General features: G+C 72.8%; 12 protein-coding genes. 4 read left to right on the top strand and 8 right to left on the bottom strand.

Annotated elements, in window-relative coordinates; genetic code table 11:
* The first annotated feature begins 69 nt into the window (after positions 1 to 69).
* On the top strand, positions 70 to 2,148 hold the full coding sequence (locus AC069K_RS17260) for an MDR family MFS transporter (protein WP_478616926.1): 2,079 nt from the start codon (positions 70 to 72) through the stop codon (positions 2,146 to 2,148).
* Positions 2,149 to 2,202: 54 nt separating this feature from the next.
* Here AC069K_RS17260 and phsA read toward each other — a convergent pair whose 3' ends face one another.
* Positions 2,203 to 4,038, bottom strand: a complete 1,836-nt coding sequence (gene phsA / locus AC069K_RS17265) for an O-aminophenol oxidase PhsA (RefSeq protein WP_478616929.1) — start codon at positions 4,036 to 4,038, stop codon at positions 2,203 to 2,205.
* A 66-nt stretch (positions 4,039 to 4,104) separates the two neighbouring features.
* A complete protein-coding gene (locus AC069K_RS17270; protein WP_478616932.1) occupies positions 4,105 to 4,521 on the bottom strand; it encodes a YchJ family protein in 417 nt (138 codons plus the stop codon).
* A 179-nt stretch (positions 4,522 to 4,700) separates the two neighbouring features.
* Here AC069K_RS17270 and AC069K_RS17275 point away from each other — a divergent pair, with 179 nt between their 5' ends.
* Complete coding sequence (locus tag AC069K_RS17275) at positions 4,701 to 6,482, top strand: hydroxysqualene dehydroxylase (protein WP_365099758.1); 1,782 nt, start codon at positions 4,701 to 4,703, stop codon at positions 6,480 to 6,482.
* Between the two features lie 58 nt (positions 6,483 to 6,540).
* Here AC069K_RS17275 and AC069K_RS17280 read toward each other — a convergent pair whose 3' ends face one another.
* Together AC069K_RS17280 and AC069K_RS17285 are read right to left on the bottom strand one after the other, a co-directional pair.
* Positions 6,541 to 6,777: a DUF397 domain-containing protein gene (locus AC069K_RS17280; protein ID WP_067166531.1), complete on the bottom strand. Its 237-nt coding sequence runs from the start codon at positions 6,775 to 6,777 to the stop codon at positions 6,541 to 6,543.
* Entirely contained in the window at positions 6,778 to 7,638 is an 861-nt protein-coding gene (locus AC069K_RS17285) for a helix-turn-helix domain-containing protein (protein ID WP_365099756.1), read from the bottom strand.
* Positions 7,639 to 7,822: 184 nt separating this feature from the next.
* On the opposite strand from AC069K_RS17285, the gene AC069K_RS17290 reads away from it, so the two are divergent.
* Together AC069K_RS17290 and AC069K_RS17295 are read left to right on the top strand one after the other, a co-directional pair.
* Positions 7,823 to 8,290: an ATP-binding protein gene (locus AC069K_RS17290; RefSeq protein ID WP_365099754.1), complete on the top strand. Its 468-nt coding sequence runs from the start codon at positions 7,823 to 7,825 to the stop codon at positions 8,288 to 8,290.
* Positions 8,287 to 8,715: a hypothetical protein gene (locus AC069K_RS17295; protein ID WP_478616937.1), complete on the top strand. Its 429-nt coding sequence runs from the start codon at positions 8,287 to 8,289 to the stop codon at positions 8,713 to 8,715. Before AC069K_RS17290 ends, AC069K_RS17295 begins: the two co-directional genes overlap by 4 nt.
* Positions 8,716 to 8,796: 81 nt before the next feature.
* On the opposite strand, the gene AC069K_RS17300 is transcribed toward AC069K_RS17295, so the two are convergent.
* The 4 genes from AC069K_RS17300 to AC069K_RS17315 form a co-directional block, all read right to left on the bottom strand.
* A complete protein-coding gene (locus tag AC069K_RS17300) occupies positions 8,797 to 9,711 on the bottom strand; it encodes a LysR family transcriptional regulator (protein WP_358836951.1) in 915 nt (304 codons plus the stop codon).
* A complete protein-coding gene (locus AC069K_RS17305) occupies positions 9,708 to 10,889 on the bottom strand; it encodes a glycine C-acetyltransferase (RefSeq protein ID WP_478616942.1) in 1,182 nt (393 codons plus the stop codon). Before AC069K_RS17305 ends, AC069K_RS17300 begins: the two co-directional genes overlap by 4 nt.
* A 39-nt stretch (positions 10,890 to 10,928) precedes the next feature.
* The gene (gene tdh, locus AC069K_RS17310; protein ID WP_478616945.1) at positions 10,929 to 11,957 is read right to left on the bottom strand and encodes an L-threonine 3-dehydrogenase; all 1,029 of its coding nucleotides are present in this window, start codon (positions 11,955 to 11,957) and stop codon (positions 10,929 to 10,931) included.
* A 237-nt stretch (positions 11,958 to 12,194) separates the two neighbouring features.
* Positions 12,195 to 12,917, bottom strand: a complete 723-nt coding sequence (locus AC069K_RS17315; protein WP_478616948.1) for an MmyB family transcriptional regulator — start codon at positions 12,915 to 12,917, stop codon at positions 12,195 to 12,197.
* Between the last annotated feature and the right edge of the window lie 286 nt (positions 12,918 to 13,203).

Below are 13,203 nucleotides of genomic sequence, written 5' to 3' on the forward strand. Positions count from 1 at the left end.
GCCCTCCCGCGCTCACCCGTACGGCCCGCACCGCATGCGTCCCACCTGCGAGGGTGTGAGGGTGCCCGTGTGAGCACAACCAGCGACACCGCGCCCCCGGCGGCCTCCGCGCCGCCCGTGCTGGACGTCCGCCGGCGGAACATCGTGTTCGCCACGATCATGCTCGGGATGCTGCTGGCCGCGCTGGACCAGACGATCGTGGGCACCGCGCTGCCGACGATCGTCTCCGACCTCGGCGGCGCCGCGCACATGTCCTGGGTGGTCACCTCCTACCTCCTCGCGGAGACCGTCGCGACGGCGCTCGTCGGCAAGTTCGGCGACCTCTTCGGCCGCAAGGTGGTCTTCCAGGTCTCGGCGGTCGTCTTCATCACCGGCTCCTTCCTGTGCGGCCTGGCGACCAACATGTCGCTGCTCATCGCCTGGCGGGCGCTCCAGGGCATCGGCGCCGGCGGTCTGATGGTCACCTCCATGGCGCTGATCGCGGACGTCATCCCGCTGCGCGAGCGCGGCAAGTACCAGGGCGCGATCGGCGCGGTGTTCGGCGTCTCCACGGTCATCGGGCCGCTGCTGGGCGGCCTTTTCACCGACCATCTGACCTGGCGCTGGGCGTTCTACGTGAACGTGCCCATCGCGGTCCTGGTGGTGGTCGCCGCAGCCCGCACCATCCCCTCCGTCCGCTCGGTCGCCAAGCCGGTCATCGACTACCTGGGCATCGGGCTCGTCGCGGCCGGGGCGAGCGCCCTGATCCTGGCGACGAGCTGGGGCGGCAACGAGTACGCCTGGTCCTCGCCGGTCATCCTCGTCCTCTTCGGGGGCGGTGTGGCCGCGCTGGCGCTGTTCTGCCGGGCGGAGACCCGGGCCGCCCAGCCGATGCTGCCGATGCGGCTGTTCCGCAACCCCGTCTTCACGGTCTGCTCCGTCCTCAGCTTCATCGTCGGCTTCGCGATGCTGGGCGCGATGACGTTCCTGCCGACCTACCTCCAGTACGTGGACGGCGACTCCGCGACCGTCTCGGGCGTGCGCACCCTGCCGATGGTGATCGGCCTGCTGATCGCCTCGGTGTTCAGCGGCACCGTGGTGAGCAGGACCGGGCAGTACCGCATCTTCCCCGTCGCGGGCGCCCTGGTGATGGGCGTGGGGCTCTATCTGCTCTCGCTGATGGGCCCGGACAGCGGCGCCTGGCCGGAGTCCCTGTACATGTTCGTCCTCGGCGTCGGCATCGGCCTGTGCATGCAGGTCCTCACCATCGCCGTGCAGAACACCGTGGACTACGCCGACCTCGGCACCGCCACCTCCGGGGTGACCTTCTTCCGTACGCTGGGCAGCTCCTTCGGCACGGCGGTCTTCGGCACCATCTACGCCAACACCCTCAAGCCCAACCTGGCGGACGGGATCGCCGCCGCCGCGCGCGCGGGCGGGGGCGACCCGGCGGCGCTCGCCCGGGCCGCGCAGTCGCCCGAGGGCCTGAAGTCGCTGCCGCCGGCCGCCGCGGAGCCGATCGTCCAGGCGTACGCGGACTCCCTGCACACGGTGTTCCTGTGGACCGTGCCGGTGGCGGCCGCCGGCTTCCTCGTGGCGCTCTTCCTCAAGCAGGTCGAGCTGCGCGACTCGGCCCGCTCCTCCTCCACCGACATGGGCGAGGGCTTCGCACAGCCGTCGGCCGGCGACTCGCAGAAGCTCCTGGAGCTGTCCGTCGGCAAGATCGTGCGCGGCGCGGGCCCCGACACCGCGCGCCGGATCGTGGCCCGCTCCGACACGCGGCTCGACATGGCGGGCGCCTGGGCGGTGATGCAGGTGGAGCTCTTCACCAGGATGGTCGGGCACGCCCGCCTCGGCCTGATCGCGGGCCGCCGCCATCTGCCGCCCGAGGTGCTGGTGCCGGTCTTCCAGCGGATGGTCGACGAGGGGTTCCTGACCCGCGAGGGCGCCTACTTCTCGCTCACCGGCGCGGGCCGCCGCGAGGTCGACACGATCGGCGCGTCCTGGTCGGACTGGCTGAACGAGCAGTTGGAGCGGGACCGGGGCCGCCCGCGCAGCGCCGAGCTGCGGGCCGCCGCCGACACCATCGCCAAGCGGCTGCTCGCCGAGGACCTGGCGAGCGGCCTGCCCCCGGCCGACCGCGAGACGGTGGGCGCCGCCAGGCCCTGACCCGGCCGCGCCCCGGCCCCGTCGCCCGCCCCCAGAAGGAGCAGCCCCCGTGCCTCAGCCCGTGTGCCCTCCATGGCCGTCGTGGCCGCCGTGCCCGCCCGCGTGGTCGAACTTGAGCGCCTCGGCGGGCGCGACCACGAACGGCCGCATCATGCCCATGTCCTCGTGCTCCAGCAGATGGCAGTGGTACATGAACCGCCCGTACGCCCCGTCGAAGCGGCCGAGCACCCGCACCAGCTGCCCCGCGGGGACCCGGAAGACGTCCTTGAAGCCGCGCTCGTTGGGCGCCAGCGGGATCACGCGGCCCGCGTCGTAGGCCACCGGCGCCCGGGTGCCGCCGAGCTTCTGGTCGAACCCGTCCACGGTGTACGCGTCACGGCCCATCAGCTGGAAGTCGGCCAGGTGGATGTGCATCGGGTGGACGGGCCCGCCGAGGTTGAGGAAGCTCCACTGCTCGAAGGCGCCCTCGGCGAGGGTGAACCCGAGGCCGTCGTTGAAGGTCCGGGCGATGCGCCGGTAGGTCTTGACCGTGCCGTCGGCGCCCCGCAGCCGGATCACGCCGTCCGTCGGCTCGGCGGGGGCGTCGGTGACCTCCGCCATCTCCCAGATCTCCGGGTGGCCGCGGCCCCCGACGGTGCCGGGCGGGGTGAGCACGACCAGGCGGTGGCCGTGGTGCAGCTGCCCGTGCTCGTACCGCCGGAAGGAGCCGGAGAGCACCTGCGGCAGCACGAAGCCGTCGTGCTCGTGGCACGCGCGGACGCGGAACTCCATGACGTGCGGGTAGCGGACGTTGTTCACCGGGTCGGGCACCCCGGCGGGCTTGCCCGCGCCCTTGTTGACCAGGCGCAGCCGGCGGCCCGCCAGCTCCCGGAAGTCGATGAGCAGGTCCATGCGCTCGGCGGGCGCGACGGTCAGCGCGGGCAGGGCCGCGTCGAAGCCGATCGGCACCGGGGCGGGCAGCAGTCCGCCGTCGCTGCCGATCTGGTGGAGCACCCCCGGCACCGGGTTGTCGTCCTCGTCGAGGAGCACCAGGTCGTAGATGCGGGCGTTGGAGGCGTTGACGAGCCGGAAGCGGTACCAGGCGGCGTCGGTGTCGAGGTGGGGCCAGATGACGCCGTTGACCGTGGTGAAGGGGCCGGTGAAGGGGGCCGTGACCGGCCGGCCCGTCTCGGCGTTCTTCGGGTCGACGACGATCGTCTTGTGCAGCAGCCGCCCGTCGAGGCGTCCGCCCTCGTCGGTGTCGAGGTTGCGGTCGGCGAGGATCAGCGGGATCTCCCGCTTGCCGTGCGGCAGCCGCAGCGCGTCCTCCTCCTCGTCGCGCACCAGATACGTGCCGACGAGCCCGGCGTAGACGTTGAACCGGGTGATGTTCATGGCGTGGTCGTGGTACCACCACTGCACGGCCTGGTGGTCGTTGGGGTACTCGGCGAGCTGGGCGTCGCCCTCGCCCACCGCGTTGTCGGCCCAGCCGTCGTTGCCGCCGCCGGTCTGGGCGCCGTGCAGATGCGTCACGGTCCAGGCGGGCAGCGCCGCCACGTCCGCGCTGGGCTCGGCGTCCCCGCGGCCGGGCTCGGAGGTGGCGGGCGGGGTGCCCTGCGGGCGCAGCGGCACCTCGACGGCGGCGACGGGGTACGCGCTGCCGCGCGGCACCCGGTTGGTCCAGGCGATCCTGACGCGCTCCCCGCGCCGCACCTCGATGGTGGGGCCGGGCACGGTGCCGTCGTACCCCCACATCAGGGTCGGCGGCAGCTGGCTGTGCAGGCGCACCCAGGTGGGGCGCACGGCGATCTCGGTCTCCCGGCGCACCTCGCCCCGAGCGGGGCGCAGCACCTTCGGGACGGGTAGGCGATCGGTGTACGGGACGAGTTCGTCCCCGGCGATGTCGGACATGTTCTCCCCCTGATCCCGGCCATCGCGGCCGTTCACGGGAAAAGACGCCGAAAGCCGCGATCCGGTTCAGCCCGTGAAGATCGCGTCCAGATACACCCAGGCACCGTCGTACCGGACGAATCGGCTCCGCTCGTGCAGCGAGCCCTCGCCGCCGCCCTCGGTGTAGTGGGCCCGGAAGGTGACCTCGCCGGTGGTGTGGAAGGCGGTGCCGTCCTTGGTGTCCAGGATCTCCAGCCGGGTCCAGCGCATCCCGGGGTCGAAGTCGACGGCGGCGGGCCGCTGGTCGGGGTGCCAGGTCCGCAGCAGGTACGGCTCGTCGTGGACCGCGAAGGCGCTGAAGCGGGAGCGCATCAGGGCCTCGGCGGTGGGCGCGGGCTGCCCGGCGTGGTAGCGCCCGCAGCACTCGGCGTACGGGGCGGGGAGCCCGCAGGGGCAGTCCACGGGGGGCTTGGGGCGGGCGGGGCGGGGGGTGCGACGGGCCATGCCCCTATCTGACCACATCCGCCCGTGGCCGCCCCCGTACGGCCGCGCGGCCCGGGCGGGGCGGCGGCAACTGCCGTACGCCCGGGAAACACGGGGCTCGATTGTCTCTTCCAGGCTGACCGCCACGACCGTATGCTCCTGCGCCGACGTGACCGTTACCACCGGTAATAGGGGGCACCATGGAGCGTTCGGGCAGCACGAGGCGCACGTTCGTCGCGGGGACGGCGGTGGCGGGCGCGGCGACCGCCCTGGGGCTCGACGCGGCGGTCCCAGCCGCCGCGGCCGGTCCGGGAGCCGCCGCGGCGGCCGGGCGGTCGGTGGTGGTGCTCGGCGGCGGCGTGGCCGGTCTGACCGCCGCCCATGAGCTGGCCGAACGCGGCTTCCGGGTCACGCTCTACGAGCGGCGGGCGCTCGGCGGCAAGGCGCGCAGCATGGACGTCCCGGACAGCGCCCGGGGCGGGCGCGGCCCGCTCCCGGCCGAGCACGGCTTCCGGTTCATCCCCGGGATCTACCACAACCTGCCCGACACGATGCGGCGCATCCCGTTCGCGGGCAACGCGCACGGCGTCTGGGACAATCTGGTCGCGCCCAAGGAGATGATGTTCGCGCGGACCGGCTACGAGGACCTGCGGCTGCCGCTGCCCTGGTCCGGCAGCCCGCAGCCGCTCACCCTGGACGCGCTGCGGCGCGCCCTCACCGGGGTGCTCGGCACCTTCCAGCGGCTGCCCGCGCGCGAGGTCGCGTACTTCGCGGACCGCCTCCTCACCTTCCTGACCAGCTGCGACGAGCGCCGCAACACCCAGTGGGAGGCCACGCCCTGGTGGACCTTCACCCGGGCGGGGCAGATGAGTCACGAGTACCAGCGCATCCTCGCCGTCGGCGTCACCCGCAACATCGTCGCCACCAAGGCCGAGGAGGCCAGCACCCGCACGGTGGGCTCGCTCCTGGAGGCGTTCGTCTTCAACGCGCTCGGCCGGGGCGCGGACGGCCCCCTGGACCGCATCCTCAACGCGCCCACCAACGAGGCCTGGATCGACCCCTGGGTCGCGCATCTGCGCACCCTCGGCGTGGAGTTCCAGGTCGGCTGGACCTTGCGGGAGTTCGCGTACGACGGCTCGAAGGTGACGGGTGCGGTGGTCGAGGACCCGGGCGGCGCGCTCCGCACGGTGAGCGCCGACCACTACGTCTGCGCGCTACCGGTGGAGCACGCCCGGCGCACCTGGAGCGCCGCGATGCGCGCGGCCGACCCGCAGCTGGCCCGCTGCGACAAGCTGCGCACGGACTGGATGACGGGCATCCAGTTCTATCTGACCGAGCGGCCCGACGGGGTGCACGGCCACTTCGACTGCATCGACTCCCCCTGGTCGCTCACCGCCATCGCCCAGGCCGAGCACTGGCCGCACCACGACTTCCGCGCCGACTTCGGCGACGGGACGGTGGCGGACTGCCTCTCGGTGGACATCTCCGAGTGGGACAAGCCCGGGACGCTGTACGGGAAGACCGCCAAGCAGTGCACCCGCGAGGAGGTCGCCCGCGAGGTGTGGGCGCAGCTGAAGGCGTCGGTCAACGACACCGGCAGGGCCGTGCTCAGCGACAGCAGGCTGCACTCGTGGTTCCTGGACCCGGGCGTCTCCGGTATCGGCACCCCCGAGCCGAGGAACGAGGACGAGCTGCTGATCCACCCGGTCGGCACGTTCCACCACCGCCCCTCGGCGGGCACCGGGATCCCCAACTTCTATCTGGCGGGCGACTACGTGGCCGTCCCCATCGACCTCGCGACGATGGAGGGCGCCAACACCTCGGGCCGCCTCGCCGCCAACGCGCTCCTCGACCGGACCGGTTCGAGCGCCCCGCGCTGCTCGGTGACCCCGCTCTACAGCGCCCCGGAGCTGGAACCGCTCAAGCGCGACGACCGGTTCCGCCACCGGCTGGGGCTGCCCAACGTCTTCGACGTGGGCTGACACGGCTCGGCCGCCGCCCCGGCCCCGAGGGGAGCGCGGGCGGCGGCCGTCGGGTGGATCACGTCAGCAGGAAGTCGGCCTGGCCCGACTTGGCGCCGAGGATGAACGCGGCGATCTCGTTGCTGGTGTAGATCAGAGCGGGGCCCTCCGGGTCGGCCGACTGGCGCACCGCGACCCGGCCGTCGGCCAGCTTCATGGCCTCGACGCAGTTGCCGCCGTTGCCACCGCTCCACGGCTTGTGCCAGCCCTCGGTCCCCAGCTCGCGGGCCGGCATGCCGTTGTATATGTGATCCATTCACAGCTCCTCGCGGAGATCCGCCAGGATCTCCTTCGTGCGTCGTGCAGTCGCGGCCTGGGCCGCCATGCGATCCATGACTTCGAGATGGGTCGCCACCTCGGGGCGCGCGTCGAGGTAGACGGCGCCCGTCAGGTACTCGCTGTAGACCATGTCCGGCAGCTCCGGCACGGCGAATCGGAAGAGGACGAACGGGCCGTAGGTCCCCGGGTGGTGCCCGGTCGCGAACTCCGCGAGCTGGATCGTCACGTGGGGCAGCTCGGCCGCTTCGAGCAGCCGGTCGAGCTGGCCGCGCATCACGTCACGGCCGCCCACCGGCCGCCGCAGCACGGTCTCGTCCATGATCACCCAGAACCTGGGGGCGTCGGCCCGGGTGAGCAGCGACTGGCGCTCCATGCGCAGCGCCACATGCCGTTCGATGTCGGCCTGCTTCGTCTGCCCGAGCGCCCCGCTGACCATCACCGAGCGCGCGTACTCCTCGGTCTGGAGCAGACCGGGGACGAAGTGCGGCTCGTACGTCCGGATGAGCGAGGCGGCGCCCTCCAGGCTCACGTACATGCTGAACCAGTCGGGCAGGATGTCGTGGAAGCGCTGCCACCACCCCGGCTTGTTGGCCTCCTCCGCGAGTTCGATGAAACGGTCCGTCTCCTCGTCCCCGACGCCGTACGCCTTGAGCAGCAGCTGGACGTACGGGATCTTCAGGGCGACCTCGGCCGTCTCCATGCGGCGGATCGTGGCGGGGGCGACCCGGAGTACCTTGGCCGCCTCCTCGCGCCGCAGGCCCACGCGCTCGCGCAGGTCCTGCAGGCGTCTGCCCAGCACGACCTGCCCCACGGTCGGGGCGGACCGGGGTTCACTCACGTCAGACCTCCCCTAACCCTGTTGCCGAGCAGTGTGCCATGCCACCTCAGCCCAGAACACAGCACTCTGCATTTTTCAGAGTGCCCCTTGCCAAGTGTCACGGATGGGTGGAAGGTAGGTCGGTGAACGCCAGCACACGCGGCTGTCGCGAGCGACGCCGCCACCCCACTGTGAGGACCCGGTCGTGGCCCCTGGTAATGCGCTCGTCCCGCAGCTCATAGGCGCGGCCTCCACCCTGTCCGTCCCCGACGCCCGCCGGTACGCCTTCGATCTGGCGGCCCGGCCCGAATCCGCCGCCGCCGCCCGCCGCCACACGGCCGAGATCACGCTCCGCTGGGGCCTCGGCGAGGAGGTCGGCGACGCCGCGGCCCTGGTGGTCTCCGAACTCGTCACCAACGCCGTCGTCCACACCGCCGGCACCCTGGTCTCCTGCGAACTCTCCTTCGCCACCGGCCACTTGACGGTCGCCGTCCGCGACCAGGGGTACGGCGCGGGCGGGCCCACGCTGTGCGACGCCGACGACGGCGAGGAGCGCGGCCGGGGGCTGCTGCTCGTCGACGCCCTCAGCGTCGCCTGGGGCTGCCACGACGTGCCGCGCGGCACCGGCCGGATCGTCTGGGCCCGGCTCGGGGCGGGCCGTACATGCCGATGAGCACACGCACACTTCTGTCCAGAGGCGGCCGGGATGAGGCTGGGGGGCCTCGGGGGCCCGGCTCGCGAGGGGGCGCCGGAGCGACCGGCGGCAGCACACTGGTGCTGCCGCCGTCGCTCCCGGCGTCGGCGGGCTGCGACGCGGTCGCGGTACCCGCCTCCTACGGCTTCCGGGTCCTGGCGCGGCTGCCCCGCTCGGGGTGCGTCTTCGCGGACGCGGACTGCTGGTGGTGGATCGTCCCTGCGGGCTCGGACCACGAGCTGACCTGGCCGCGTCCGGCGCGCTACGCGCCGGACGCCAAGGTTCCGCCGCACCCGGGGCGACGCTTGATCCACCGGCCCGAGGGCACCAGCCCTTATACGCCCCCCATCCCGCTCTACCTGGTGGTATGCCAGCTGACTGGAACGGCACCGGCATGGACCTAGCCTCTTCGACCGCCCTTCGCGCCGACCCCGGGTGGGACCTCGCGCCCCGCCCCCGCGGACCCGAGCTCCCCGCGGCCGGGCTCAGCCCGTCGTCAGACCTTCCGCCGCCCGCGCCAGGGCGTCCAGGACCGGGCTGATCAGCGGGTGGTGCTCGGCGCCGCTGCGTACCGCCGCGAAGACGCGACGGGTCGCGGCGGGGCCCGCCACGGGCCGCACCACGGTGTCCTTCCGCTCCATGCCGCGCAGCGCCGAACGCGGCACCAGCGCCACCCCCGCCCCCGCGTCGGCCAGCGCCACCACGGCCCGGAAGTCGTCCGAGGAGTGGATCAGGCGCGGCTCGAAGCCCGCCAGCTCACAGGCGAGGAAGACCACGTCGTGGCAGGGGTTGCCGGGGTACGGGCCGATCCAGTCGTCCTCGGACAGCGCCGAGAGCCGTACCTCCGGCGCGTGCGCCAGCGGGTGTCCGGCCGGGAGCACCGCGTCGAAGGGCTCCGCGTAGAGCGGGACCCGCACCAGGCGCCGGTCGTCCGCCCGGGGGGCGCCCCGGTACTCCACCGCCAGCGCCAGGTCCGCCTCGCCGTCCAGGACCATCGGCAGCGACGCGTCGCCCTCGGCGTCGCGCACCCGGACCCGGATCGCGGGGTGCGTCCCGCGCAGCCGGGCCAGCGCCGGGGCCAGCACCTCCGCGATGCCCGTGGCGAACGCCGCCACGGTCACGTCGCCGGCCGCGCCGCCCGCGTACGCCGCCAGCTCCGCCTCCGCCCGCTCCAGCTGCGCGAGGACCGCGTTGGCGTGCTCCAGCAGGATCTCGCCGGCCGCGGTGAGCCGTACGCCCTTGCCGCTGCGGGTCAGCAGGGTGTGGCCGGTCTCCTGCTCCAGGGCGGCGAGCTGCTGGGAGACAGCGGACGGGGTCAGATAGAGCGCTGCGGCCGCGGCGGTCACCGTACGGTGGTCCGCCGCGGCGCGCAGGATGCGGAGCCGGCGCGGGTCGATCACCCCGCCATTGTCGCCCGGGCGTCGACGAACGCCGCCACCGCCCGCTCCACGTCCTCGGTGGAGTGCGCTGCCGAGAGCTGGACCCGGATGCGGGCCTGGCCCATCGGGACCACCGGGTAGGAGAAGCCGATCACGTAGACACCGCGCTCCAGGAGCAGCTCGGCCATCCGGGCGGCCTCGGCCGCGTCGCCGATCATGACCGGCGCGATGGCGTGGTCGCCGGGCAGGATCTCGAAGCCCGCCTCGGTCATCTTCGTCCGGAAGAGCGCGGTGTTGGCGGCGAGCCTGTCGCGCAGGCCGCCCGCCGACTCCAGCAGGTCGAGGACCTTGAGCGAGGCGGCGGCGATCACCGGGGCCAGCGAGTTCGAGAAGAGGTACGGGCGCGAGCGCTGGCGCAGCAGGGCGACGATCTCGGCGCGGGCCGCGACATAGCCGCCGGAGGCGCCGCCGAGGGCCTTGCCGAGGGTGCCGGTGATGATGTCGACGCGGTCCATCACGCCGTGCAGCTCGGGCGTGCCGCGGCCGCCGGGGCCGACGAAGCCCACGGCGTGGCTGTCGTCGACCATGACCATCGCGTCGTAGCGGTCGGCGAGGTCGCAGATCTCCTGGAGCGGGGCGACGTAGCCGTCCATGGAGAAGACACCGTCGGTGACGATGAGGCGGCGGCGCGCGCCCGACGCCTCCTTGAGCCGCGCCTCCAGCTCGGCCATGTCGCGGTTGGCGTACCGGTGCCGGGCGGCCTTGGACAGCCGGATGCCGTCGATGATCGAGGCGTGGTTGAGGGCGTCGGAGATCACCGCGTCCTCGGGGCCGAGGAGGGTCTCGAAGACACCGCCGTTGGCGTCGAAGCAGGACGAGTAGAGGATCGTGTCCTCCTGGCCCAGGAACGCCGAGAGCCGCGCCTCCAGCTCCTTGTGGACGTCCTGGGTGCCGCAGATGAAGCGGACCGAGGCCATGCCGTAGCCCCAGCGGTCGAGCGCCTCCTTGGCGGCGGCGACCACCTCGGGGTGGTCGGCCAGGCCCAGGTAGTTGTTGGCGCAGAAGTTCAGCACCTCACCGGTGGGGACGGCGACCGAGGCGTTCTGCGGGGTGGAGATCACCCGCTCGGGCTTGAAGAGACCGGCTTCGCGGATCTCGTCGAGGGTGTTCTGGAGGTCGTCGCGGACGGACGCGTACATGCTTCGGGCTCCTAGATGCCGAGTGGCTGGCGAGGGGACTCAGGCGGTCCAGTCGAGGATGATCTTGCCGCTGCGGGCGGTGGCGGCCTCGTCGAAGGCCGCGTCGAAGTCCTGGTACGCGTAGCCGCCGGTGATCACCGGGCTGAGGTCGAGGCCGCCTTCGAGCAGCACCGTCATCGCGTACCACGTCTCGAACATCTCACGGCCGTAGATGCCCTTGACCGTGATCATCGAGGTGACGATCTTCGACCAGTCGACGGCGAACTCCTGCGCGGGCAGACCCAGCATCGCGATCCGGCCGCCGTGCGTCATGTTGTCGATCATGTCGCGCATGGCCTCGGCGCGGCCGGACATCTCCAGGCCGATGTCGAAGCCCTCGCGCAGGCCCAGCTGCCGCTGCGCGTCCGCGATGGAGGACCGCGCCACGTTCACCGCGAGCGTGGCGCCCGCCTTGCGGGCCAGCTCCAGGCGCTCGGGGCTGACGTCGGTGATCACGACGTTGCGGGCGCCGGCGTGCTTGGCCACGGCCGCGGCCATGATGCCGATCGGGCCCGCGCCGGTGATCAGGACGTCCTCGCCGACCAGCGGGAAGGAGAGCGCGGTGTGCACGGCGTTGCCGAACGGGTCGAAGATCGCGGCGACGTCGAGGTCGACCGGGGTGCGGTGCACCCACACGTTGGCGGCGGGCAGCGCCACGTACTCCGCGAAGGCGCCGTCGCGGCCCACGCCCAGGCCGACGGTGGAGCGGCACAGGTGGCGGCGGCCCGCCAGGCAGTTGCGGCACTTGCCGCAGACCAGGTGGCCCTCGCCGCTGACCAGGTCGCCGACCGCGATGTCCTGGACGTCCGCGCCGACGGCCGCGACCTCGCCGACGAACTCGTGGCCGAGGACGCGGGGGGTCGTGACCGCGCCCCGCGCCCAGCCGTCCCAGGAGCGGATGTGCAGGTCGGTGCCGCAGATTCCGGTGCGCAGCACCTTGATCAGCACATCGCCGGGGCCGGTCTCCGGCTCCGGGACGTCCATGAGCCACAGTCCGGGTTCGGCGTGCTGCTTGACAAGGGCCTTCATGGGGGCGGCTCCCGGGACGTACAAAGAGGGCGAAAAGGCCATGGTTCCATGGCTGATCACCAATCTGCCGATCAGGAGCCGTTCGCGTCCATCGAGGATTTCTTAAGCGGACCAACAGACGAGCTTCACGCGCCCCTGGCGCACTCCCCTTTCACCCGGGCCACCCGGGTGCACCGGCGCCACCGCGGCGCCGCACGGGGCGGCCCCGGCCGCGCGGGCCGGCGCGGCGGGTTCCCGTCAGCTTCCGGCGGGTGCCGGGTCCGCGCGGACGACGCTCAGATGGCCCCGGCGCCGGGCGGTCACCCCGTTGCGGGGCGCGCTCCTGGGCTCGTGCGCGCGGGGCGCGGGGCGGGGGGCCTCGCGGCGCAGGACCAGGGTGACCCGGCGCAGGCCGAGCTCGCCCAGGGTGCCGGAGGACTCGTCGAGGACCCGGCACTCCACGGCGTCCCAGCCGGGGTCCGGGTGGCGCACCGCCCGTACGGCGCCGTCGTGGTCCACGGCGGCCGCCCCGACCATCCGCATCCAGTGCGGCAGGCCCTGCTGGTAGGCCGCGCTCATCAGCGGGTCGTCGGCGATCTCGCGGCGCACGGCGCGCAGTTCGGGGTCGTGCGGGTCCTCCTCCAGCGCGTTCGAGAGCTGGGCGAGCATCGGCAGGCACCAGCTCGTCTCGTGCTGGGCGAGCACCGAGCCCGCGTGCGGGTGGAAGAGGACGAAGCGCAGGAAGTTGTCGCGCGGCATCGCGGTGGGGTGGGGTCCGACCGCCCGGAAGAGCGTGTCGTAGGCGGAGTTGGCGTGCACGACGTTCCAGCCGCGGTCGACGAGGAACGACGGCAGGTCCGTCGCGTCCATCATCGCGATGTGGTCGTCGACGTAGGCGCGCGCCTCGGCGTCCCACTGGCCGGTGGCGGGGGCGGCGGTGTCCCGTACCTCCTTCGGCACGGGGCCTGTTGACCTGTTCACCAACGGTTCTTTCGCCATCGAGAACGCGACTCCTCTTGCAGGCACGCGGTGCGCCTGCCGTCCTCCGCGTCCTCGTGGCCCAGCGGCCTGATGGCACAGAGGTCGATCTTCGCACCGTGCTGCGATCCTGCTCCCGTCCGCAAGAGAATGTCAACCATCGTGGCATTCCGGCCCGAGAACGCCTCAAATACGCCACAGCTGTGGCAAGTTCTGGTTCTCCCCGGCATGAGCAAGTAGCCTCCCGACATATTCACTGTGTGTCCGAGCTGTGTGGAGCACCTCGTGT

The sequence above is a fragment of the Streptomyces sp. NPDC043908 genome (assembly GCF_056435525.1).